Genomic DNA, 23,395 nt, shown 5'->3' with positions numbered 1-23,395 from the left:
TGCCATGAAGGGCCCGGGAGAGCGTCGTGCGCCTCCCGGGCCCTTCATCGTGCTCTGCCGTGCCGTCCGCGGACCTCACCGGTTCCCGCCACGCGTCAGTGCGCCGCGCGCCGGTACGGGTCGGTCCGACGGCGGGCCTAGGCGGTCGTGCGGCCGCCGACCAGACGCGGCAGGATCCGGAAGCCGATGCCGCCCGCGATCATCGTCGCGGCGCCGATGACCAGGAAGCCGGTCTCGGCCGCACCGGTCTCGGCGAGCTCTTCCTTGCCCTTGCTCTGCTCGACCGGCTTGTTGCCGAGGCTGTCGGTGTCGGTGTTGTCGTCGGTGCACTCGGCGCCGTCGAGGTCGACGGTGCAGGTGCCGGCGCCGTCGTCGCCACCGGTGGCGGAGCCGGTGGTGCCGGACGTGGCCGAACCGGAGGTACCGGTGCCGCCCTGGTCGCCGCCGGTGGAGCCGTTGGTCCCGGTGGAGCCGTTGGTCCCGTTGCTGCCGTTGGAGCCGGTGGACCCGTTGCTGCCGGTCGAGCCGTTGCTGCCGGTCGAGCCGTTCGACCCGTTCGTGCCGTTGGTGCCAGAGGTGCTGGTCTCGCCTGTGGTCGACGTCTCGCCGGTCGAGGAGGTCTCGCCGGTGGTGGACGTCTCGCCGGTCGTCTCGCCTGTGGTGGTCTCACCCGTCGTGGAGGTCTCGCCCGTCGTGGACGTCTCACCCGTGGTCTCGCCGGTGGTCGACGTCTCGCCGGTCGTCTCACCCGTGGTGGTCTCACCCGTGGTCGAGGTCTCGCCCGTGGTGGACGTCTCCCCGGTCGTCTCGCCCGAGGTGGTCGTCTCGCCCGTGGTCTCACCCGCCGCGCCGCCCGAGTCGACGCCGCCGATCGGGTCGTCGCCGTCCTCCGGCTCCGTCTGGACCTGGACGTCGGCGACGCCCGTGTCCACGCCGATCTCCAGCGCCTGCGCCGCACCGGCCGCGGTCAGCGAGGCGCCCGCGGCGATCACCGCACCCGCGGTTATCCGCGCGACGCGGACACGCGTCTTCTTCGTCATCTGTCGCTACCCCCAGTAGCCGATCTCGTCAGTGGAGCAGCCCTGTGCGGTCCAGGGGCCCCGGGGAAGGATCGCTCTCGGACGGGACCACGTCGTGGTGTGGTCGACTCGCCCGGCCCCCGGTTCGCACCCGTCCCAGACATACGCACGCTGCTCCAGCACCCTGACCAGAGTTGAGGACGACGTCAAGGCCGTTCCGCGCGGTACCCGCCGACATAGGGGTTTTTGACGGGTATTCGGAAGCCCGACTGTGACGCATCGGGCACAGGTCCTCCGCAAAGCGTGAGGCCCGGACGGTCTCCCGTCCGGGCCCGGAACGCCGGCCGCCGAGGCTACTTCTCGCTCTGCTTGCGCCAGCGGATGCCCGCCTCGACGAAGCCGTCGATCTCGCCGTTGAAGACCGCTTCGGGGTTGCCCATCTCGAACTCCGTCCGCAGGTCCTTGACCATCTGGTAAGGGTGGAGGACGTACGAACGCATCTGGTTGCCCCAGGAGTTGCCGCCGTCGCCCTTGAGCGCGTTCATCTTCGCCTGCTCCTCCTGGCGGCGGCGCTCGAGGAGCTTGGCCTGGAGGACGTTCATCGCGGACGCCTTGTTCTGGATCTGCGAGCGCTCGTTCTGGCAGGAGACGACGATGCCGGTCGGCAGGTGGGTCAGACGGACCGCGGAGTCCGTGGTGTTGACGCCCTGTCCGCCGGGACCCGAGGAGCGGTACACGTCGACGCGCAGCTCGGACTCGTCGATCTCGACGTGGTCGGTCTGCTCGACGACCGGGAGCACCTCGACCCCCGCGAAGGACGTCTGGCGGCGGCCCTGGTTGTCGAACGGGGAGATACGGACGAGGCGGTGGGTGCCCTGCTCGACGGAGAGGGTGCCGTAGGCGTACGGGACCTGGACGACGAAGGTGGTCGACTTGATGCCGGCCTCTTCGGCGTAGGCGGTCTCGTAGACCTCGGTCTTGTAGTTGTGCTGCTCGGCCCAGCGGAGGTACATGCGCTGGAGCTTCTCCGCGAAGTCGGCGGCGTCGACGCCCCCGGCCTCGGCGCGGATGGTCACCAGGGCCTCGCGCGCGTCGTACTCACCGGAGAGGAGCGTGCGGACCTCCATCTCGTCCAGCGCCTTCTTCACCGACTCCAGCTCGGCCTCGGCCTCGGCGAGCGTCTCGGCGTCGCCCTCGTCCTCGGCGAGCTCGAAGAGGACTCCGAGGTCGTCGATGCGGCCGCGCAGCGCCTCGGCCTTGCGGACCTCGGCCTGGAGGTGCGAAAGCTTGCTGGTGATCTTCTGGGCCGCCTCCGGGTCGTCCCAGAGGGACGGCGCCGCTGCCTGCTCCTCGAGCGCGGCGATCTCCGCCCTCAGCGCATCCAGGTCCAGGACGGCCTCGATCGACCCCATGGTCGAGGAGAGGGACTTCAGCTCTTCGGAAATATCGACGACTGCCACGGGTCCAGCGTAACGGCACGGCGGATGAAGCTCGCCCTCCCCCGGGAACCCGGCCGGGACCAGGGCCGCGGCGCGGGGCACGTCACGGTGTGGCCGGGGCGGAGTTCTCACTGTCCTGGGGCGCCTGGTCCCCGTCACCGCCACCGGTCGCCAGCCAGCCGCCGACCGCGACGGCCCCGCAGAGCAGCAGGGCGGCGGCCCCCAAGGTGATCCGGCGCTTGCGGACGGCTGCGGCCTTGTTGCGGGCGGAGCCGGGGCGGGGCTTCCCCGGGGCGCGGGGGGCGCGGGCCGTGCCGAGGGGGCCGCCCGCGAGCTCGTCGGGGGCCGGGACGCGCATGCTCGTGTGGGTGTCCCGGTTGGAGTCGGGGGCGGAGCCGGGCACCAGGGGTACGGCCCCGCGGCGGCGCGGCTCCTCGGTGGACGGGCGGTACGGCTCCTCGTAGCCCGGGGCCCGCGGGCCGGGCTCGTCCGCTCCGGGCTCGTCCACCTCCAGCGGCGGGATGCCCGCGAGCAGCGGGAGCAGGTCCCGCAGCCGTGCGGCCAGCTCCGAGGCGCGCAGCCGGGAGGCGGGGGCCTTGGCCAGGCACTGCACCAGGAGCTGCCAGAGCTCATCGGGGATGCCCGGGAGCGGGACGACGGTCTCGGTGACGTGGCGGCGCAGGACCGCGCCGGGGTGGCCGCCGCCGAAGGGGGTGAACCCGGCCAGCAGCTCGTAGAGCACGGTCGCCAGCGCGTAGATGTCGACGGCGGCCCGCGGCGGCAGGCCCTCGACGATCTCGGGGGCCAGGTAGTCCGGCGTACCGATGATCTTCGTGGCCTTGGTGCGGCGCGGGGTGTCGATGAGCTTGGCGACGCCGAAGTCGGTGAGCAGGGCGGGGTGGGCGCCGCCGGGGCCGAGCGGGCCCTCCATGTCGAGCAGGATGTTCTCCGGCTTGACGTCCCGGTGGACCACTCCGGCCCGGTGCGCGGCGGCCAGCCCGTCGGCGACGTCCGCGACGATCGCGACGGCGGCCTCGGGGGCGAGGCGGCGCTCGCGGTCCAGCCGGGTGCGCAGGTCGGTGCCGCGGACGAGGGTCATGACCAGGGCGAGGTCGTTGCCGTCGACCACGAGGTCCCGGACGGCGACCACGTGCGGGTGGTCGAGCCCGAGCAGGGCGGTGCGCTCCTGCACGAAGCGGCCCACCAGCTCCTGGTCGGACGCGAGGTCCTCGCGGAGCAGCTTGATGGCGACCGGGCCGTCCGGCCCCTCGCCGAGCCACACCGTGCCGGCGCTGCCGCGCCCCAGGATCTGGTGGGCGGTGTACCGGCTGCCGATATTCCGTGCCAAGACTGCTCCCTCAGCGGCTGGCGGGACCCACGGGCGACGACGTCGCGGATCCCCGGTCGACAAAGTTACGCGCCGTTCGGGGTGGAGCGTGCCGTGCAGGGCGCCGACCTCGGCTTCTCCGGGGCATTTCACCCCGGAGAAGTCGACAAAGGGACAGAGTTACGGGAGATACGGGGTGTGTTACGGGCCGCCGATGTTTCCCGAACCGGTGCTCTCACCGATCTGGGAGATCCAGTCGGTGACCGTGCCGATGGCGTCACCGATCGCCTGCCAGTAGCCCTTGCCCTGGGCGACCCAGTCCTGGAGGGGGGTCAGCTCCCAGATGAGCCAGCCCGCGACGATCAGGAGCACCACGGTGAACAGGCAGCCCTTGAGGCAGCCGAGACCGGGGATGCGCATCGGGTTGGCGCCGCGCTGCCTCGGCGGGCGCGGTTCTCGCGGGGCGGGACGCTGGGGCGGCTGCTGCGGGGGCGCGTACTGCTGCCGCTGGGGCTGCTGCGGCTGGTAGCGCTGCGGCTGCTGTTGCTGCTGCTGATGCGGGTACTGCTGCTGGAGGGGCTGCTGCCTGCGCTGCGCGGGCTGCTGCTGCTGGCGCTGAGGGGGCCGCTGCGGCTGCGGCTGCTGCTGGCGCTGGGGGCGGCGGCGCAGCGGGTCCTGGCTCGGGTCCAGGTACTGCACCTGGGTCTGCTCGTTGCGGTCGCGGGCCGCCTGGAGCTGCGACTGCCAGGGGTGCGGGCCGTCCGGCTGCGGCGGCCCGTCGGGGCGCTGGGGCACGGGCGGCATGACGGATGTCGGGTCGCCGTGGCCCTGGTTGCCGCCGTGCCCTTGGTTGCCTCCGTGGCCCTGGTTGCCGCCGTGGCCGGTCTGCGGGAACACGCTGGTGGCGGCGGCCGGGTCGTAGGAGCCCGCGTTGTTCGGCAGCACCTGCGTGGGGTCGGCCGCGCCGGGGGTGTCCGGGACGGCGGTGGGCGCCGGGTCGGGGGCGAGCAGGGCGCCGACCCCTTCGGCGGCGGCGATCTGGGCGGAGTTGGCGTGGACGCCGATGCCCGAGGCGACCGTACGCAGGGCGCGGGCCAGGTTCTCGGCGCTGGGCCGCCGGTCCGGGTCCTTGCTCAGGCAGCGCTCTATGACCGTCCACAGCGGCTCGGGGACGGTGGAGGGCCGACGGGGCTCCTCGCTGAGGTGGCGGTGCAGGACTTCCAGGGCGGTGCCCCCGGCGAACGGCGGGCGGCCGGTGACCAGCTCGTACAGCAGGATGCCCGCGCCGTAGATGTCGACGGCGGAGGTCTGCGGGCGGCCCTCGGCGGACTCCGGGGCGACGTAGGCGGGGGTGCCGACGAACTCGTGGGTCCGGGTCAGGCCCGGGGAGTCGGCCAGGCGAGCGATGCCGAAGTCGGTGAGCATCGGGGTCATGCCGCCGTCGCGCTCGTCGAGCAGCACGTTGGCGGGCTTGAGGTCGCGGTGGACGACGCCGTCGGCGTGGCTGGCGGCGAGCGCGTCCGCGATCTGCGCGGTGAGCAGCGCGGCGGCGACCGGGGTGAGCGGGCCGTTCGCGCGGAGGTAGCGGTGCAGGTCGGGCCCGTCGATCAGGTCCATCACCAGGGCGAGGAGGTCGCCCTCGACGACCAGGTCGCGGGTGCGCACGATGTTCGGGTGCGTGAGCCGCAGCAGGACCGAGCGCTCCCGCAGGAACCGCATCACCACATCGGCGTCGTTGGCCAGCTCCTCCTTGAGGACCTTGATGGCCACGGTCTCGCCGGGCTGTCCCGCGACGGCCGCCTCGGCGCCCGCGGTCTCCCGCTGGCGGGCTCGCCATACGGTGCCCGTTGCGCCGCGCCCGAGCGGCTCCTCGAGCAGGTACTTGCTGCCTACCGGCCGCACGTCATGCGCTCCCTGCTGATCGTGGTGCTTGCGGTCCCCCCGGGGCCGCCCGAATGTTCCGGCCCACTCTAGTGCCGCCCCAAGGGGCGGCGGGGGGCCCACGTACCGGGGAAAGACGCCGGGAGCGGACAGATGGTTGCCGTACAGCCGCTCGCCGACCGGCCGGGCGTTCGCACGGTGGCGGCCGCGGCCCCCGCCCTCCTCCGCGGCCCGCCGAGGGGCGGGATCCGGACGCAAGCAGGCACTTTTACGTCCACAGCCGACCATTCAAGATCATTTAATGGCGACCGCCGGGCGTGTTGTCAGCGGCAGGTGCAAGGATGCCTTCAGCACGGATCTGCGGGGTCGGACTCCCTGGGTGCGTGACGACCTGTACGGACGACGTGTCCGTGCCGGGTGGGGGGAATCACAGGGCGTTTCCTCTGCCGGGCACCCCGCGCAGAAGGGACCGGGCGATGCAGATCCGGCTGACCGTCCTCGCGCCGCGCAGCGGCCAGACCCCGGCACGCACCTGCGACGTGCTCGTCACCGCCCCCGCCGGCACGGCGCTGGCGGCGGTCGCCTCGGGACTGGCCTCCGCGGTGGCGGGTCCGGAGAGTTCCCAGGGCGGCGGGGCGGTCGTGCTCCACGCCGGACGGGAGCGGCTGGACGCGCACCGCGTCGCCCTCGGCGAACCGCCCCTGGTGGACGGCGCGGTGCTCTCGCTCCAGGTCCCCGGCGAGGACGAGGCGGCGGACGACGCCGTTCCGGCCCAGCTGCACGTGGTCGCCGGGCCGGACGCGGGCGGGGTCCACCTGCTGCACGGCGGGCAGATCCGGATCGGCCGGTCCGCCGAGGCGGACGTCCCGCTCGATGACCCGGACGTGTCCCGGCTGCACTGCGCGGTGACGGTCGCGGAGGACGGCCGGGTCTCCGTCGCCGACCTCGGCTCGACGAACGGCACCTCGCTGGACGGCGTCGAGGTGCGCGACCGGCCGGTCCGCCTCACCCCCGGAGCGCTGCTGCGGCTGGGCGAATCGGTGCTCCAGCTCACGGCGGGCCCCCGCGCGGCGACGCTGCCGACCGCCCCGGACGGCGAGGGTCATCTGCGGGTGGCCCGCGCGGAGGCGGCGGAGTGCGGCGCGTACGGCCCCGCCGCACAAGCGCCTCACGGCGCGTACCCCTCCGGCCACGAGGAGCCCGCGGAGCCTCACGACACCGGCCCGGCCGCCCCGTACGGCCCGGCGGCCGGTGCCGCCGTCCCCTCCTCCCGCACCTCCGAGGAGACCGCCCGGCCGGACGACGACCGCGTGGACCACGCCGGGGCCGGACCGGGCGCGCTCCCGGCCCAGGCCGCCCGCCCCCCGGCCGCCTCCGCCCGGGGCGATCGGTCCGGCTCCGCCCAGGCGCCCCGGCGCGGCGGTATAGGAGCCTGGGCACGACGGCTCACCGGCGGCGGGAGGACCGACCAGGCCCCGGGTGCCGGTCCGGACGGGACCGGCGGCGCGTCCGCGTCCTCGCGCGCCCCCTCCATCTCATCCTCATCCGCCTCGGCCGCATGGGACGGCTCGGATGCCTCGGATGCCTCCGAAGGCGAGGGGTACGGCGGAGTGCGCGGCTCGACACCGGCCCAGGGGTCCCGGGCGGACTGGCACGACGCGCGGTACGACACCCCGGACGGCCGGGCGGGCGCCTCCTTGGGCGGCGCGTCCTGGGACGCGGGGGACGCGTCCGGTGACGCCTCCCGGGACCTGGCGGACGGCGGCCGGGGAGGGAGAGGCGGCGGCCGGTCCGGGGGCGGTCACCTCGCCTCCCCCGCCTCCCCGCTCTCGCCCTTCTCCGCCCGGCCGTCCGCGCCCGCGGGCACCTGGCCCGACCCGGCGGCGGTGCTGCTCACCGCGCTCGGTCCCGGGCCCCGGCTCTGGGAGCGCCACGCGGGGCACCCGGAGGCCCTGGTGGTGCGCCTCGGCACGACGGACCGGGCCGAGGTGCCCGCCGTGCCGGTGACCGTGGGGCTGCGGGAGGCCGGTTCGCTGGGGCTGGCCGGTCCGCGCGCCCGGCTGGCGGGGCTGGCCCGCTCCGCCGTGGCGCAGCTCGCCGCCCTGCACTCCCCGTTCGACCTGGAGATCGTGCTCATCGCCGCGGACCGCGCCCGCACGCTGGAGGAGCGGCGGCGCGAGTGGGCCTGGCTGGGATGGCTGCCGCAGCTGCGGCCGACCCACGGCCAGGACTGCCGGCTCCTGCTCGCGTACGACCGGGACCAGGCGGCCGCCCGCGCGGCCGAGCTGGTCCGCCGTCTCGACGAGGGCCCGCTCGGTCCGGGCTGGCCGCATCTGGACCGGGCCGCCGTGGCGGAGGCGGCCCGCGCCCACAAGGGTCAGCACACGGTCGTCGTGCTGGACGGCGACCCCGGTACGGCCGCGCTGCGCGAGACCACGGCCCGGCTGGCCGGAGCGGGGGCGGCGGCCGGGATCCACCTGATCTGCCTGGCCGAGACCCCGGCGGCCTCCCCCACCTCGCCGGTCGCCGCGACGTACGACGCCGCCTGCCGGGCCTCCATCGCCTTCCGGGAGTGCGGGGCGGTCGCGATGCTCAGCGGGGACGTCGCCACCGCGTTGCGCCTGCTGCGCACGGCGGGCGGGCAGGCCGCCGGGCACGGCACGACAGCCACGGTGGACGCGGTGTCGGCGGCCTGGGCCGAGCGGTTCGGGCGCGCCCTGGCGCCACTGCGGGAGGAGGGGTCGGCCGCGCTGGCGGGCCGCCCCCTGTCGGCCGCGCTGCCGCGGTCCGCCCGGCTGCTGGACGAGCTGGGCCTGGCCCGCGCCACTCCGGCCTCGCTGATGGCCCGCTGGGCGTCCACGGCGGAGGCCCAGCCGGGCGCCTCCGCCCCCCGGCCCGCGGCCGCTCCCCCGGCCCCCCGGGCCGAGGTGGACAGCCCCGGCTCCGGACGCACGCTCAGCACGGGCCCCCGGGTGGGCCCCCAGCGCACCACGGACTCCCCCCACCACCCCGACTCCGAGCGCACCCCGTACCTGGGCAGGGACCGGCAGGACCGCACCCCGTACCCAGGGGCGAGCCGGACCGAGGCGGAGCACACCCCGTACCTGGGCGGGAGCCGGAGCGACGCGGACCGCACCCCCTACCCGCGCCCGGACAACCGGGACGCCGACCGCACCCCGTACCCGAGCCCGGGCCACCCCGACGCGGAGCGCGGCACCCCCTACCCGGCGGCCGGTGACCCGCACGCCGACGACCGCACCCCCTACCCGCCCCTGAGCGCCCCGGAATCCGCCGACGGCGCCGACGGAGGCACGGGCGGCGGAGGCACCGGAGGCACCCCCGGCGGCGGGGCCGTGCACGCCGGGCGGCCGGTGCTCGTGCTCGGGGCGGGCCCCCGGGGACCCCTCAGCGTCGATCTCGCCGACGAGGGGCCGCATCTGCTGATCGAGGGCCCCCCGGGCAGCGGCCGTACGGAGCTGCTGCGGGCGGTCGCCGCGTCCCTCGCCGCCGCGGCCCGGCCCGACCGGCTCGGCATCCTGCTCGTCGACGGCTCCGGCGGTGAGCAGGGCGAGCGCGGCGAGGGCCTGCTCCCCTGCACGGAGCTGCCGCACGCCTTCACGTACCTGGTGGCGTCCGACCCGGTCCGGATGCGGGAGTTCGCGCAGGCGCTGGGCGGTGAGCTGAAACGGCGTGCCGAGCTGCTGGGCGATCTGGACTTCGCCGAGTGGCACGCGCGGTACGCGCGACGCGCGCAGGAGCCCGCTCCCCGCGTCGTGGGCCAGCGGCCGCCGAGCAGCGCCGAGCGGCGGGGCGACCTGGACTCCTCGGCCGGTGGCACCCTGCGGCTGCGCCACATCTCGGCGCGGGGCGCGGATCCCGGGCCCTCGCCGCTGCCCCGGCTGGTCGTCCTCGCCGACGACTTCGACGCGCTGGTCGCCCCGGCGCTCGGCAGCCCGGGACGCCCCGCCGCCGGTTCGGTGGTGCGGGCTCTGGAGGCCGTGGCCCGGGACGGCGGGCGGCTCGGGGTGCACCTGGTCGCCGCCTCCGCGCGTCCCGACCGCACCGAGGACACCGAGCTGGCCCGGGGCGCCCGGCTGCGCATCGTGCTGGACGCCCCCGTCCTGCCGCCCTCCCCGGACGAACCGGCCCCCGGACGCGGCAGGTTGGGGCACCCGGACGGGCGGGTCACTCCGTTCCAGGGGGGCCGGGTCACCGGCCGCATTCCGCGGACGGCGACGCTGCGGCCCACCGTCGTCCCGCTGGAGTGGGAGCGGATGGGCGATCCGCCCGCCCGCCGCCCGGTGCGGGAGCTGGGCAACGGGCCGACCGACCTGGCGCTGCTCGCCAGCGCCCTGGAGCGCGCGGCCCGTTCGGTGAACGCCGAGCCGCTGCCGGGGCTCGTCCCCTTCCCGACCTGAGCCACCGCGGCCCGGGGCCCGCTCACCGTGTTCGCGGCCGTTCGCCGGCCGTCATGTCGTCGGTGGGCGTCCCGGCCCCGTTCCCCGCGTTCACGGCCGTCCGCCCGTCCGCCGGGGATCTCGCCGCCACCGGCTCGCGGGCGCTGTTCGCGCCGAGGTCCCACCTCTCCGGCTCACCCGTGCCCCGGAGGCGTATTCCCATGCGCTGACGTGACGTCACGAGGCGGTCACGATCACCGCGTTGGGGCCGGTGGCGGTATTGCGGGCCCCGTGCGCCCGGCGTAGGACTGTGCGCACGGACGACGGCGTCCGGGCCCGCGGACGTGGCCGGGCGCGTACGGGAGAGACGGGGCAGGCATGCGGACAACCCTTCGGATACGCAGGGCCGCGCTGGTGTTCGCGACGGTCGGCGCGCTGGCGCTCACCGGCTGCGGAGGCGACGGCGACGGGGAGAAGAAGTCGGGCGACGGCTCCGGCGAGGGCACGGACAGCGCGTCCACGGTGACGCTGCCGAAGCTGGACGGCGAGAGCGTCTCCGTCGCGGCGGTCTGGACGGGACCGGAGCAGGAGAACTTCACCAAGGTGCTGGACGAGTTCGAGAAGCGGACGGGCGCGGACGTCACCTTCGTCCCGGCGCAGGACCCGATCATCAACTTCCTCGGTACCAAGATCAAGGGCAAGCAGCCGCCGGACGTGGCGATGATCCCGCAGGTCGGGGCCGTACAGCAGGCGGTGGCGCGGAAGTGGGCCAAGCCGGTGGGCGAGGAGGCCAAGGCCCAGCTCGGCAAGAACTACGCGCAGGTCTGGCAGGACCTCGGGGCCGTGGACGGCACCCAGTACGGCGTGTACTTCAAGGCCGCCAACAAGTCGCTGATCTGGTACAACGCCGCCGCGTTCGACAACGCGGGGGCCAGTGAGCCGAAGACCTGGAAGGACTTCCTGACCACCGCCGAGACCATCTCGGCCTCCGGGGTCACCCCGGTCTCGGTCGGTGGCGCGGACGGCTGGACGCTGACCGACTGGTTCGAGAACGTCTACCTCTCCCAGGCGGGCCCGGAGAAGTACGACCAGCTGGCGAAGCACGAGATCCCCTGGACCGATCCGTCGGTGAAGGACGCGCTGACCACGCTGGCCGAGCTGTTCGGCAAGCCGGAGCTGATCGCGGGCGGGGCCGACGGGGCGCTCCAGACGGAGTTCCCGGCTTCGGTGACGCAGACGTTCACCGGGGGCGACCAGCCCAAGGGCGCGATGGTCTTCGAGGGTGACTTCGTCGCGGTCAACATCGGGCAGACCGAGGCGGAGATCGGCACGGACGCCAAGGTCTTCCCGTTCCCCGCGGTCGGCGCGGACTCGCCCGTGGTGACCGGCGGCGACGCGGCGATCGCGCTGAAGGAGACCAAGGGCGCGCAGGCGCTGCTGACCTGGCTGGCCTCGGCGGACGCGGCGAGGATCTGGGCCGAGGCGGGCGGGTTCATCTCGCCGAACAAGGGCCTGGACGTGAAGGCGTATCCGAACGACGTGCAGCGCACGATGGCCCAGGCGCTGGTCGACGCCGGGGACGACGTCCGCTTCGACATGTCCGACCAGGCCCCGCAGTCGTTCGGCGGGACGCCGGGGGCGGGCGAGTGGAAGATCCTCCAGGACTTCCTGAAGAACCCGAAGGACATCGCCGGGACCCAGCAGAAACTGGAGTCCGCGGCGGCCAAGGCGTACCAGGACTGACGCCGTGACGACAGCGACCGCGGGGGGCGCCGGAGCGGTGCCCCCCGCAGACGACGAGAGCGCGCGCCCCTCTCCGCCGCCACCGGCACCGAGGTCGAGGCGGAGTGTGACCGGCACTCGGCGGCTGGTCGCGGCGGCGTTCCTGCTGCCCGCGCTGGTGCTGCTCGGGGCGCTGGTGGTCTACCCGATCGGGTATTCGGTCTACCGCTCGTTCTTCGACCAGGCCGGTACGGGCTTCGCCGGGATCGACAACTACACGGCGCTGTTCACCGACGACACGATCCTGACGGCGGTGAAGAACAACGCGATCTGGGTGGTGTTCGCCCCGACGGTCGCCACCGCGCTGGGGCTGATCTTCGCGGTGCTGACCGAACGCATCCGCTGGGGCACGGCGTTCAAGCTGGTCGTCTTCATGCCGATGGCCATCTCGATGCTGGCGGCGGGCATCATCTTCCGGCTGGTGTACGACCAGGCTCCCGAACGGGGCGTGGCCAACGCGGTGGCGGTGGGCGTGCACGACACGTTCAACGCGTCCGCGGGCTATCCGAAGGCGCGCCCGCTGCCCGTCCATCCGCTGGAGAAGGGCGCGGGCGGGACCTTCGTCTCCAAGGAGCCGATCCGGGCGGGCGAGCCGCTGCGGGTGCCGCTGGTCGGGGTGGCCCCGGCGAAGATGCCGGGCGACGCACGGCCCGCCGAGGGCGCTCCGGCGGTCTCCGGGGACGGGATCTCCGGCACGGCCTGGCTGGACTTCACCCGGGGCGGCGGCGGGAAACCCAACGTCGTCGACCCGAAGGAGCTGGGGCTGAAGGGCCTGAAGATCGAGGCGGTACGGGACGGGAAGGTCGTCGCCACCGCCACGGCCCGCGCGGACGGCGTCTTCACCCTGCCCGCGTCGGCGGACGGCGCCGTGATCCGGCTCCCCGCGGAGAACTTCCGCGAACCGTACAACGGCGTCGACTGGCTCGGCCCGTCCCTGGTGACGCCGGGGATCATCGGCAGTTACGTGTGGATGTGGGCCGGGTTCGCGATGGTGCTGATCGCGGCGGGCCTGGCGGGTCTGCCGCGCGAACTGCTGGAGGCGGCCCGGGTGGACGGCGCGAACGAGTGGCAGGTCTTCCGCCGGATCACCGTGCCGATGCTCGCACCGGTGCTGGCGGTGGTGCTGGTGACGTTGATGATCAACGTACTGAAGGTCTTCGACCTGGTGTTCATCATCGCGCCGGGCTCCTCCCAGGACGACGCCAACGTGCTGGCGCTCCAGCTGTACCGGTCCTCGTTCGGCACGGACGCGGACCTCGGCATCGGCAGTGCGATCGCGGTGCTCCTGCTGCTGCTGGTGATCCCGGTGATGCTGTTCAACATCCGGCGGATCAGGAAGGAGGCCCAGCGATGAGCGCCACGAAGGAGAGGGCGGGCAGCACCCGGGAAGGGGTCTCTCCCGCGGCGCGCGGGCAGTCCCTGGCCGCCCGCGTCGCCACCCGCGCCGGCGGCGGGGTGATGCGGGTCTTCCTGGTCCTGGTCGCCCTGTTCTGGCTGATGCCGACGATCGGCCTGCTGCTGTCCTCGCTGCGCGGGCCGCGGGACATCGCGGAGACCGGCTGGTGGAAGGTCTTCACGGCCCCCTCCGAGCTGACCTTCGAGAACTACCAGCGGCTGCTGGACAATTCGACGATCACCGGGTCGCTCACCAGCACCGTCCTGATCACGGTGCCCTCGACGGTGCTGGTGGTGGTGGTCGGCTCGTTCGCCGCGTACGCCTTCGCCTGGATGGACTTCCCCGGCCGCGACTGGTGGTTCCTGCTGGTCGTCGGGTTGCTGGTGGTTCCGGTGCAGGTCGCGCTGATCCCGGTGTCCGAACTCTTCGGCACCATCGGCATCTTCGAGACGACGCTCGGGGTGGTGCTGTTCCACACGGCGTTCGGGCTGCCGTTCGCGATCTTCCTGCTGCGGAACTTCTTCGCGGAGATCCCCCGCGAACTGCTGGAGGCCGCCCGGCTCGACGGGGCGGGCGAGATCCGGCTGTTCACCCGGGTGGTGATGCCGCTGGGCGGTCCGGCGATCGCCTCGCTCGGCATCTTCCAGTTCCTGTGGGTGTGGAACGACATGCTGGTCGCGTTGATCTTCGCGGACTCCGAGTCCCCGCCGATCACCGTGGCGCTCCAGCAGCAGGTGCGCCAGTTCGGCAACAACATCGACGTCCTGGCGCCCGGCGCGTTCGTGTCGATGGTGATCCCGCTGGCGGTGTTCTTCGCCTTCCAGCGGCAGTTCGTCAACGGCGTGATGGCGGGAGCGGTCAAGTAGCCGACCCGCCACGGCCGTACGCACGCCTGTACGTCAATCCCGAGCGGCCCGGTTCCCCGGAACCGGGCCGCTTCGCCGTGCGCGTCGCCCGATTGGCGCGTCCGGCGTAACCCTGTCATTCCATCGGACGTTTGCGGTCTGCCCGTCTTCTCGCCGTACCCCGCCCCTCCGGCGTGTCCCCGCGAACGATCGACCCATGGATGTGCAGTGCCCCGGTTCTCCGTCATCGTGCCCGCGTTCCGGGTGCAGGCCTATCTCCACGCATGTCTGGACTCCGTGCTGAGCCAGTCCTTCAAGGACTACGAGATCATCGTGGTCGACGACCGCTCCCCCGACGCCTGCGGGCCGATCGCCGACGAGTACGCCCGCCGGGACCCGCGCGTCACCGCCCTCCACCTGCCCGCCAACATCGGCCTCGGCCCTGCGCGCAACGCCGGGATGGGCCGGGCGACCGGCGACTACCTGATCTTCCTCGACGGCGACGACACCCTGATGCCGGACGCGCTCCAGGCCATCGCCGACCGGATCGCGGCGAGCGGCGAACCGGACGTCCTGATGTACGACTACGCCCGTACGTACTGGTCGGGCCGCAGTGTCCGCAACGTCCTGGCGGCCCACCTCGACGAGGGCGGCCCGGCGTCCTTCCGCCTGACCGACCGTCCCGGGCTGCTGCAACTCCTCATGGTCGTCTGGAACAAGGCCTACCGCCGCACGTTCGTGGAGGCCGAGGGCTTCACCTTCCCGCCCGGCTACTACGAGGACACCCCCTGGACCTACCCGGTGCTGATGTCGGCCGGGTCGATCGCGGTGCTGGACGCGGTGTGCGTCTCCTACCGGCAGCGGCGGCGCGGCAACATCCTCTCCACCACCAGCGAGAAGCACTTCGACGTCTTCGACCAGTACGACCGGGTCTTCGCGTTCATCGACGACCGGCCCGAACTCGCCGTGTGGCGGCCGGTGATGTACCGCCGGATGCTCGATCACTACTCGGCCCTGTACGCCTCCCGCGACCGGCTGCCGCCGCACAGCCGGACCGCGTTCTTCCGCCGGGCCACCGCGTCCTGCCGCCGCTACCACACCCCCGGGGCCCCGGCCCCCCGGCGGGCGCTGCTGCGGCACGGGCTGCTGCGGCTGGGGGCACGGCGCACCTACCGGACGCTGTCGGGGGCCCAGCGGCTGAGCGGGCGGCTGCGACGGGGGGCGGCGGCACTGCGGCGGGCGCTGCGGGGGGCGGCGCTCCAGGCGCACTACCGGATCCAGCTGCGGCTGCCGCTGCGCCGCTCGGACGCGGTGTTCGCCGCCCGGGGGGACCAGGGGTACACGGGCAGCCCGGCGGCGGTCGAGGCGAAGGCCCGCGAGCTGGTCCCGGGGCTGCGGACGGCGTGGATCTGCCGGCCCCTGGACGCCCACACCGTGCCCACCGGGACCCGGCACCTGGCGCCGGACACCGCCGCGTACTGGACGGCGCTGGCCCGGTCGGCGTATCTGGTGCACAACGCCTCCTTCGACCGGCGGCTGGTCAAGCGCCGGGGCCAGGTGGTGCTCCAGACCCATGAGGGCACCCCGCTGCGGACCGTGGGCACCGATCTCCTGGACCGGCCCGCGGCCGCCGGGGGCACCGACTTCGAGCAGCTGCTGCGCTCCGTGGACACCTGGGACTTCTCGCTCTCGGCCAACCCGCACTCCACGCTCGTACGGGAGCGGGCCTATCCGTCCGCGTACACGACGCTGGAGTACGGCTCCCCGGCCAACGACGTCTACCACCGCACCGGCCCGGCCGACGTGGCCCGGCTGCGTGAGACGCTGGGCGTCCCGGAGGGCGCGACGGCCCTGCTGTACGCGCCCGAGCACCGCGACTACCGCCGCCGACAGCGGCCCGTGCTGGACCTGGAGCGGCTGATCCGGGTGCTGGGCCCGCAGTTCGTGATCCTGGCCCGCACGCCCGGCCCGCTCTCCCCCGGCGGCGGGCGGCGGGCCCCGCACCCCCGGATCATCGACGTCAGCGGCCACCGCCGCGTGGAGACCCTGGCCCTCGCCTCCGACGCGCTGATCACGGACTACGCGTCGCTGATGTTCGACCACGTCACCCTGGACCGCCCGGTGGTGCTGCACCTGGAGGACATCGAGGCCTACGAGGCGGCGCGCGGCACGTACTTCGACATCACGGCGTTCCCGCCCGGCATCGTGGCCCGGAGCCAGGACGAGCTGTTCGACATCTTCGCCACGGACCACTGGCGGGGCTCCCGTTCGGCGCAGCTGCGGGCCGCGTTCCGGGCCCGGTTCTGCCCGTACGACGACGGCCGCGCCGCCGAGCGCGTGGTGCGGCGGGTCTTCCTCGGGGAGACGGACGGGCCGCCGGTCCTCCCGGTCGCCCACCGGGCGCCGGGGGCGCTGCCGGAGCAGGACGGGGCCAGGGCCCGGACCGGCGGGCACACCGGCGGCGCCCGGCCCTCGGTGACGCGCGCTCCAGGACCGGCGCCGAGCCGGACCAGCGGTCCCTGAGCCGCACCGCCGCGACCGGACCCGGGCCCCTGCCGCCGGTCCGCGCCCGGCTCCCGCCGCCCCCGGCACCGGGCGGCCCGGCCGCACCGGTCCGTGCGGGGCGGCGGACTCCCTCCCGGGCTGTCATGGCCCGTCCGCGTCGCTCCGGTCTCCGGGCGCACCGGCCTCCGGGGCGCGGGCGCCGTCCAGCACGGCGCGGAGGAAGCCCTCCGCCCGCTCGGGCGCCTCGGCGGGCCTGCCGGTGAGCAGCAGGTAGAGGACCGACCCGGTCAGGGCGCCGACGACGGCGTCGACGTCGGTGTCGGCGCGCAGCTCCCCCGCCTCGACTCCGGCGCGGAGCAGGGCGGCGAGTGCGGCGTGGTGGTCGCGGGTGCCGCCGAGGTAGAGGGACTCGGCGTTCCGGGGGCTCTCCGCGGCCGCCGCCGTGAGGGCGAGGACCAGCGCGGCGTGGCCGGGGTCGGTGACCGAGCGCGCGTACGTCCTGAACCAGGTCACCAGGGACGGCACGATCTCCCCCGGGCGGGGCGCGGGCACGCCCTCACCGGGGGCGGCCGCCGGGGAGGCCCGGCGGGCGACGTCGCTCACCAGGGCCGCCTTCGACGGCCAGCGGCGGTAGAGGGTCGGCTTCCCGACCCGCGCCGCTGCGGCGACCTTCTCCATCGACAGTCCGGCGTAGCCCTCGCGCAGCAGCAGGTCGCGCGCCGCGTCCAGGATCGTCTCGTCCGTCCCCGTGCCGCGGGGCCTGCCGCGTCGCTCCACCGGTGCCATGGGAGCCATTCTACGAGTCGTACAATCATTTACGAAACGGTTCGTAACGTTATTGGAGGTGCCCATGAGCAGGACGAACGTCGTGGTCGTCATCGGCGTCGGCGGCATGGGGCAGGCCATCGCCCGGCGCCAGGGGCCCGGCCGGACCCTGGTGCTCGCGGACTTCGACGAGAAGCTCCTCACCGCCGTGGCCGAGGAGTCGCGGGGCCAGGGCCACACGGTGGTCACGCACACCGTCGACGTCTCGGCGCGTGCCTCCGTGGCCGCGCTGGCGGACGCCGCGGCGGAACTCGGTCCGGTCGTCCAGGTCGCCCACACGGCGGGACTCTCCCCGGTGCAGGCGTCCGGGAAGGCCGTCCTCGCGGTCGATCTGCTGGGCACCGCCCTGGTCCTGGAGGAGTTCGGCAGGGTGATCGCACCGGGCGGCGCCGGAGTGGTCATCGCCAGCATGGCCGGGCACATGCTGCCCGGCGCGCTCACCCCGGAGACGGAGCGGGCCCTGGCGCACACCCCCGCCGACGACCTGCTCGCCCTGCCCTTCCTCGACCCGGACACACTCAGCGCGCAGGAGGCCTATCCGCTCTCCAAGTACGCCAACCGGCTCCGCGTCCAGGCGGCGTCCATGCCGTGGGGCGAGCGCGGGGCGCGCGTCAACAGCATCAGCCCCGGGGTCATCTCCACACCGATGGGCCGGCAGGAACTCGCCGGGGAGAGCGGGCGCACCATGCGGGCCATGGTCGAGGCGTCCGGGACGGGGCGGCTCGGCACCCCCGAGGACATCGCGGCCGCCGCGGCCTTCCTTCTCGGCCCGGACGCCTCCTTCGTCACCGGCACCGACCTGCTGGCCGACGGCGGTGTCGTCGCCGCCGTGCGCTCCGGCCGGCTGACCCGGGGCGACTGACCCCGGACGCCGGAACGGCCGGGACCGGCCGGGCATCCGACGGCACGCCGGTGCGTGCAGCCGGGGCGGGGCACCGGCCGGTCAGTAGCCCGCGTTCCGTTCCACGATCCGCAGATTCTCCGCGATGTCCGCCCGCACCGGATGCCCGGCCGCCAAGGCCTGGCTCTGGGCGTGGGCCTGGCGCAGAACCGTCAGGCCGTCGTGGTGCAGGCCCGCGGCGAAGAGGGTGGCGCCCAGGGTGAGGGCGGTGGTGAGGGTGGACTCGTGGCCGGGTCCGAGGCGGGCGGCTCGGCGTTGCCAGGTCCGGTCGAGAACGGAGAAGGACTCGTCGGCCGCGCCCTGGATGGCCAGCGCCGCACCGAGGTTGTGCGCGCAGTCGAGGGTCCGGGGGTGGTCGGGACCCCAGGCCAGCTCCGCGCGGTCGGTGGCCTGGCGGGCGATCCGCACCGACGCGTCCACCTTGCGCTGCTGGTAGAGGGCGGAGCCGAGCGTGTTCAGCAGGCCGATGGTCTCCTGGTGGTCCCGCCCCAGCTCCGCCTCGCAGTCGGGCAGCAGACGGCGCAGCAGCACCTCCGCCGCGGCGAAGTCACCGGTGTCGAACAGCGCTCGCGCCGTGCGCAGTTGCCGACGCAGGCCGGAGCGGCCGGGACCTCCGCGGCGCCACACGATGCCCCCTCGCCCACGGCTTGCCCGCCGCGTGGTCTCCGTCTTTACGGCCAACCACGGTACAACCGCGGCACGGTGACGCGCGAGAGCGCGGACGCGGGGCGCTCCGCGGTGTCACGATGGTGCGGACACGGCAACAGGAGGATGCTCATGATGGAATCCCTGGCGGCGGTCGCCGCGGCCGCCTCGACCACGCTCGTCGCCGCGATGGCGACGGACGCCTGGGGCGCCGCCCGCTCCGGGCTGGTCCAGCTGTTCCGGCGGGACGAGGAACCCGAACAGGGTGCGCTGGTCACGTTGTTGGAGAGCGAGGCCGCGCTCGTCGCCCGGGCGGGAGACCCGGAGGCGGCCCGCCGCCAGCTGGCACCGGCGTGGCAGCTGCGGCTCGCGCAGTTCCTCCAGGCGCACCCGGAGGTCGCCGACGAACTGCGTGAGCTGACCCGGCGGCTCCAGGAGGAGCTGCCCGCCCAGCAGCGCCAGTGGGTGCAGCACGTCGAGGCGCACGACCACGGGCAGGCGTTCGGCGCGCAGGGCGGGAACGTGATCATCCATCAGGAGGGCGGCCCCGGCCGCGGCGACCGCCCGGCGTGAGCGGCCAACGGGTCAGCGCGACGGGCGGGTTCGCCTACGGTGTCGTCGGCGCGGACATCCATGTGTTCGGCGACGGCACCCCGTTGTACGTGCTGCGCCGGTGGACGGCGGCCCCCGAGGCGGATCCGGAGTGGCTGCGGCAGCAGCCCAGCCGGATGCTCCACGCGCGGTTCGCGGTGGCGCCCTTCACCGGGCGCCAGGACGAGCTGGGGGCGCTGCACGACTGGTGCGCGAGCGGTCCCCGGCGGGCGGCGCGCTGGCTGTACGCGCCGGGCGGGCAGGGCAAGACCCGGCTGGCCCAGCAACTGGCCGCCGAACTGTCCGAGCGGGGCTGGACGGTGGTCACCGCCGTCGAGGGGCCCGGTACCGTGCTGCCGCCGCCCGGCAGCCAGGATCTGGCACCGGACGGTTCGGCGGGGCTCCTGCTCGTGATCGACTACGCGGACCGCTGGGCGCTGACCACCCTCACCTGGCTGTTCAGCAACGCCCTGCTCCACCAGCCGGAGTCACGCGTCCGCGTCCTGCTGCTGGCGCGCGGTACCGATCCGTGGCCCGCGCTGCGCGGGGCGCTCGCCGGTGAGCAGTTCGACGTGTCGGCACAGGCCCTGGGGCCGCTGGACGAGCCGAGCGGTCCGGCGGCCGGGCAGGGCGAGCGGGGGGCGATGTTCCGTACGGCACGCCTCGCCTTCGCCGAGCGGTACGGAATCGAGCCGCCGCCGGACGAACCCGACCTGACCGACGACGACTTCGGCCTGGTGCTCGCCGTGCACATGGCCGCCCTGGTGGCCGTCGACACCGCCTCCTCGGGCCGCCGCGCCCCACACGGTCTGGCGGGGCTCACCCTCTACCTCCTCGACCGCGAGCACCTGGGCTGGGCGCTGCTGCACGACCGGCGCGGCGAAGGGCGCGTCACCCTGCCCCCCGCGGTCATGAACCGGGTGGTCTTCGCCGCCTCCCTCAGCGGCGCGCAGACGGAGGACCGGGGAGCCCTGCTGGTGGACGCGCTGGAGCTCGGGCAGCCGACTGTCACCGTGCTGGCGGACCACGGCGTCTGCTACCCGCCGCTCGACGGCGTGGACGGCACGGTCCTGGAACCGCTCTCCCCCGACCGGCTGGCCGAGGACTTCGTCGCGCTGACCGTACCGGGCCACCCGGCCGACTACCCCGCCCAGCCGTGGGCGGCGGACACCGCGGGCACCGTGCTGCGGCACGGCTCCGGTCCCGCTCGGGCGGTGTCCACGCTGGTCGCGGCGGCGGGCCGCTGGCCGCACCTCGGATCCGCCTGCCTGTATCCGCTGCTGGCCGCCGACCCCGGCCTCGGCCAGGCCGCCGGAGGGGCCGCCCTCACCGCGCTTGCCCAGCTGCCCGACATCACCACGGCGCTGCTGGAGGACCTGGTGGCCGCCGTGCCGAGCCCGGCCCCCGTCAACCTCGTGGTGGGGCGGGCGGCCATCAACGTACGGCTGTTCGCCTCCCGCCTCGAAGCCGCCCCGGACCAGCACGAACGCGCCTGGCTGCACGCCGCGCACGGCAACAACCTGCGCGACCTGGGACACACCGAGGAGGCGCTGCGGGCGGCCCGGCGCAGCGCCGAGCTCTTCCAGGAGCTGGCCGCGGACGACCCGGAGACCTACGAGGAGCACAGCGGGCGCACCCTGACCAACGTCGCGAGCCTGCTGCACGCCACCGGCCGGAGGGACGAGGCGATGGCGGCGCAGCAGCAGGTGGTGGACCTCTTCACCCGCCTCGCCCCGAACGATCCGCGCCGGTACGAGCCCTACCGGGCGACCGCGCTGGCCAACGTCAGCGTCTATCTGGAGTCCGTGGGCCGGTGGGAGGAGGCCTACCGGGCGAACCAGGAGGCGGCAAACGCGTACCGCGCGGCGGCCGTCCACGACCCGGAGCAGCGCAGGGGGCTGGCCATCGCGCTGACCAACGGGGCGGCCCTCACGTTCCGTCCGCCCGGGGAGGACGTCGCCCTGGGCGAGGCGGTGGAGCTGGGCCGGGAGATGGTGCGCGCGGGGGCACCGGTCGAGGACACGCCTCTCGTCGCGTCGCTGGAGCGGCTGCGCGAACTGCTGTCCGGGCGCGGGCGGCACGCCGAGGCCGTAGCGCCGGCCCAGGAGGTCGCCGACCTCAACCGGGCTCTCGCCGAGGCGGACCCCGACCGGTACACCTCCGCGTGGACGACGGCGCTGATGAGCCTGCACGGGATCCTGCTCGACGCGGAACGGCCCCGGGAGGCCGTGGAGGTCGGCGAGGAGGCGGTGACGTGGCTGCGCAGACTGGCCGACCGCGCGCCCGCCACCTATCTGTCGTCCCTGGGACGGGCGGTGACGCGGCAGAACAGCGCCCTGCGGGCGGCGGGCCTGCCGCAGGAGCCGGAGGTCGACGTGCCGCGTCGGGTGCTCGACCCCGACTCCCTGGGCCACCGCGTGCCGGAAGCCCGGATCACCGTGGAGGGATGGCACGAGGAGCTGTTCGGGCCGCCGCACGTGTCCGCTGCGGCGCTGACGGACACGGCGCGGGAGCTGGCACGGCGGCGGGACTGGACGGCGTACTGGGAGCTGGCCTGCTCCGCCCCCGTCGCCGAAGCGGTACGCCTTGTGAACCGGATGCCCCGGCGCGCGCGGCCGGACCACCCGGTGGACGCGGAGTTGTTCTCCTGGCTGCGGTCCCTCTCCCCGCGCCGCGCCCAGGCCGCCGTGGAGAGCATGGCGGGGGCGGCGACCCGGACCCTGCCCGAGGACTTCGGGGTGTTCTCCGCGGCGCACAGCGCGTTCGGGCGGGGCGGCGAGGTGCTGGCCGTCGCGCGGCTGACGGCCGACATGGACGGGCCGTACCCCGAAGTGGTCGAGACCTTCGAACCGGCGACCGGCGACCGGACGGTCCTGTACCGCGGCCCCATGGCCCACGAGTCGCTCGCCGTCCTCGGCCCCGGGGACGTGGTCGCGCTGCGCCGCAGCGAGGGGTACGCGGGCCGGGCGGAACTGGTCCGGCACACCTCGCGGGAGACCCGGGTGCTGGCGCAGGGCAGCACCCTGACCGGGGCGCGGCTGGCGGTCACGGCGTACGGCTGTGTCATCTCGCTGCCCCTCGTCCCCGGGGCGCTGGTCCTGGGGGCGAGGGGGGAGCTGCGCCAGGTCGACCTCGGGCAGTGGGCGCTGGGCACCGGCGGTCCGATGGCGGTGACTCCCCGGGGCGACCGCATGGTACTGAGCGACGGGCACCGCCTGATCGCCGTCCACGCGGCGCTCGGCCACGCGCTGGACGCGGCCCAGGTACCGGCGGAGCACGCGCCGGTGCGGGAGCTGGTCTTCGCCGGGGAGGACGCGCTGGTGACGGCGGGGCCGGGCGGCGGTCTGGTGCTGTGGCGGCTGGACGCCGGGGGGATGCGGCCGGTGGCGTCCCGCGGCACCCCGATGCTCTCCGGGCTGTGCGCGGTCCCGGCCTGGGACGTGGTCTGCGGGCACGCCGGGTCGCAGGACCGGCTCCACTTCTTCGACCCGTGGCGGAATCTCGCCCCGGTCGACGTCCCGCCCGCGGTCATCGGCTCCGCCAGCTGGCTACGCGCGGTGCTGGCGGCGCCGGGCGGGCGGCACGTGCTGTACTCCGGGTATCTCGACGTGGACGCGCCGGGGCAGCGCCGGTCCTCCGCGTTCGTGTCCCGGGTGCACGATCTGCACCATCCCGGCTCGCTGGTGCGGCGCTCCCCGGCGGGCTGGGACGACGCCGAACGCGCGGCGCTGGCTCGGGCCGAAGGCGACGGTCCGGACGTACGCGACCTGTTGCGCCTCGCGCACGTGATGGCCACCCGACGCTGAGGCTCCCCCGAGGGGCGCAGGCGGGGGTGGCGCTCC

14 protein-coding genes are annotated in these 23,395 nt (G+C 74.7%); 8 read left to right on the top strand and 6 right to left on the bottom strand.

The features are described from left to right. Positions 1-137: 137 nt before the first annotated feature. The 4 genes from ACIRRU_RS06970 to ACIRRU_RS06955 all read right to left on the bottom strand — a co-directional run bounded on the left by ACIRRU_RS06970 (position 138) and on the right by ACIRRU_RS06955 (position 5,687). The gene (locus ACIRRU_RS06970) at positions 138-1,040 is read right to left on the bottom strand and encodes a hypothetical protein (protein ID WP_403677180.1); all 903 of its coding nucleotides are present in this window, start codon (positions 1,038-1,040) and stop codon (positions 138-140) included. A 332-nt stretch (positions 1,041-1,372) separates the two neighbouring features. After that, the gene (gene prfB / locus ACIRRU_RS06965; protein ID WP_363199792.1) at positions 1,373-2,479 is read right to left on the bottom strand and encodes a peptide chain release factor 2; all 1,107 of its coding nucleotides are present in this window, start codon (positions 2,477-2,479) and stop codon (positions 1,373-1,375) included. A gap of 82 nt (positions 2,480-2,561) precedes the next feature. Beyond that, positions 2,562-3,806, bottom strand: a complete 1,245-nt coding sequence (locus ACIRRU_RS06960) for a serine/threonine-protein kinase (protein WP_403677177.1) — start codon at positions 3,804-3,806, stop codon at positions 2,562-2,564. A 180-nt stretch (positions 3,807-3,986) separates the two neighbouring features. Next, a complete protein-coding gene (locus tag ACIRRU_RS06955) occupies positions 3,987-5,687 on the bottom strand; it encodes a serine/threonine-protein kinase (protein WP_403677174.1) in 1,701 nt (566 codons plus the stop codon). A 455-nt stretch (positions 5,688-6,142) separates the two neighbouring features. Here ACIRRU_RS06955 and ACIRRU_RS06950 point away from each other — a divergent pair, with 455 nt between their 5' ends. The 5 genes from ACIRRU_RS06950 (at position 6,143) to ACIRRU_RS06930 (ending at position 16,609) form a co-directional block, all read left to right on the top strand. Beyond that, positions 6,143-10,084 (top strand): FHA domain-containing protein, encoded by a 3,942-nt coding sequence (locus ACIRRU_RS06950; protein WP_403677170.1) that lies wholly within the window; start codon positions 6,143-6,145, stop codon positions 10,082-10,084. Between the two features lie 357 nt (positions 10,085-10,441). Beyond that, the gene (locus ACIRRU_RS06945; protein WP_403677167.1) at positions 10,442-11,806 is read left to right on the top strand and encodes an ABC transporter substrate-binding protein; all 1,365 of its coding nucleotides are present in this window, start codon (positions 10,442-10,444) and stop codon (positions 11,804-11,806) included. A gap of 106 nt (positions 11,807-11,912) precedes the next feature. Continuing rightward, the gene (locus tag ACIRRU_RS06940; RefSeq protein ID WP_403677164.1) at positions 11,913-13,199 is read left to right on the top strand and encodes a carbohydrate ABC transporter permease; all 1,287 of its coding nucleotides are present in this window, start codon (positions 11,913-11,915) and stop codon (positions 13,197-13,199) included. Further along, positions 13,196-14,107, top strand: coding sequence for a carbohydrate ABC transporter permease (locus tag ACIRRU_RS06935; protein WP_403677161.1), 912 nt, complete (start codon positions 13,196-13,198; stop codon positions 14,105-14,107). Before ACIRRU_RS06940 ends, ACIRRU_RS06935 begins: the two co-directional genes overlap by 4 nt. Positions 14,108-14,314: 207 nt before the next feature. After that, on the top strand, positions 14,315-16,609 hold the full coding sequence (locus ACIRRU_RS06930; protein ID WP_403677157.1) for a CDP-glycerol glycerophosphotransferase family protein: 2,295 nt from the start codon (positions 14,315-14,317) through the stop codon (positions 16,607-16,609). A gap of 123 nt (positions 16,610-16,732) precedes the next feature. Here ACIRRU_RS06930 and ACIRRU_RS06925 read toward each other — a convergent pair whose 3' ends face one another. Next, positions 16,733-17,377, bottom strand: a complete 645-nt coding sequence (locus ACIRRU_RS06925; RefSeq protein ID WP_403677154.1) for a TetR/AcrR family transcriptional regulator — start codon at positions 17,375-17,377, stop codon at positions 16,733-16,735. A gap of 64 nt (positions 17,378-17,441) precedes the next feature. On the opposite strand from ACIRRU_RS06925, the gene ACIRRU_RS06920 reads away from it, so the two are divergent. Beyond that, positions 17,442-18,278 (top strand): SDR family oxidoreductase, encoded by an 837-nt coding sequence (locus ACIRRU_RS06920; protein WP_403677152.1) that lies wholly within the window; start codon positions 17,442-17,444, stop codon positions 18,276-18,278. 81 nt (positions 18,279-18,359) lie between these two features. Here ACIRRU_RS06920 and ACIRRU_RS06915 read toward each other — a convergent pair whose 3' ends face one another. After that, positions 18,360-18,944 carry a tetratricopeptide repeat protein gene (locus ACIRRU_RS06915; RefSeq protein ID WP_403677149.1) on the bottom strand — a complete coding sequence of 195 codons (585 nt, stop codon included), beginning with the start codon at positions 18,942-18,944 and terminating at the stop codon, positions 18,360-18,362. 150 nt (positions 18,945-19,094) lie between these two features. Here ACIRRU_RS06915 and ACIRRU_RS06910 point away from each other — a divergent pair, with 150 nt between their 5' ends. Together ACIRRU_RS06910 and ACIRRU_RS06905 are read left to right on the top strand one after the other, a co-directional pair. Then, positions 19,095-19,535 carry a hypothetical protein gene (locus tag ACIRRU_RS06910; protein WP_403677146.1) on the top strand — a complete coding sequence of 147 codons (441 nt, stop codon included), beginning with the start codon at positions 19,095-19,097 and terminating at the stop codon, positions 19,533-19,535. Beyond that, the gene (locus ACIRRU_RS06905; RefSeq protein WP_403677143.1) at positions 19,532-23,359 is read left to right on the top strand and encodes a hypothetical protein; all 3,828 of its coding nucleotides are present in this window, start codon (positions 19,532-19,534) and stop codon (positions 23,357-23,359) included. Before ACIRRU_RS06910 ends, ACIRRU_RS06905 begins: the two co-directional genes overlap by 4 nt. Positions 23,360-23,395: the final 36 nt, after the last annotated feature.

The organism is Streptomyces sp. NPDC101181 (genome assembly GCF_044767975.1).
GTDB lineage: Bacteria > Actinomycetota > Actinomycetes > Streptomycetales > Streptomycetaceae > Streptomyces.
The sequence above is the reverse complement of the archived record's forward strand: the minus strand, read 5'-3'. Positions and strand labels throughout refer to the sequence as shown.

Excerpts from the sequence above, each read along its gene's own strand:
- ACIRRU_RS06970 (WP_403677180.1), bottom strand. The coding sequence starts at position 1,040 with ATGACGAAGAAGACGCGTGTCCGCGTCGCGCGGATAACCGCGGGTGCG.
- ACIRRU_RS06950 (WP_403677170.1), top strand. The coding sequence starts at position 6,143 with ATGCAGATCCGGCTGACCGTCCTCGCGCCGCGCAGCGGCCAGACCCCG.
- ACIRRU_RS06945 (WP_403677167.1), top strand. The coding sequence starts at position 10,442 with ATGCGGACAACCCTTCGGATACGCAGGGCCGCGCTGGTGTTCGCGACG.
- ACIRRU_RS06935 (WP_403677161.1), top strand. The coding sequence starts at position 13,196 with ATGAGCGCCACGAAGGAGAGGGCGGGCAGCACCCGGGAAGGGGTCTCT.
- ACIRRU_RS06925 (WP_403677154.1), bottom strand. The coding sequence starts at position 17,377 with ATGGCACCGGTGGAGCGACGCGGCAGGCCCCGCGGCACGGGGACGGAC.
- ACIRRU_RS06920 (WP_403677152.1), top strand. The coding sequence starts at position 17,442 with ATGAGCAGGACGAACGTCGTGGTCGTCATCGGCGTCGGCGGCATGGGG.
- ACIRRU_RS06910 (WP_403677146.1), top strand. The coding sequence starts at position 19,095 with ATGATGGAATCCCTGGCGGCGGTCGCCGCGGCCGCCTCGACCACGCTC.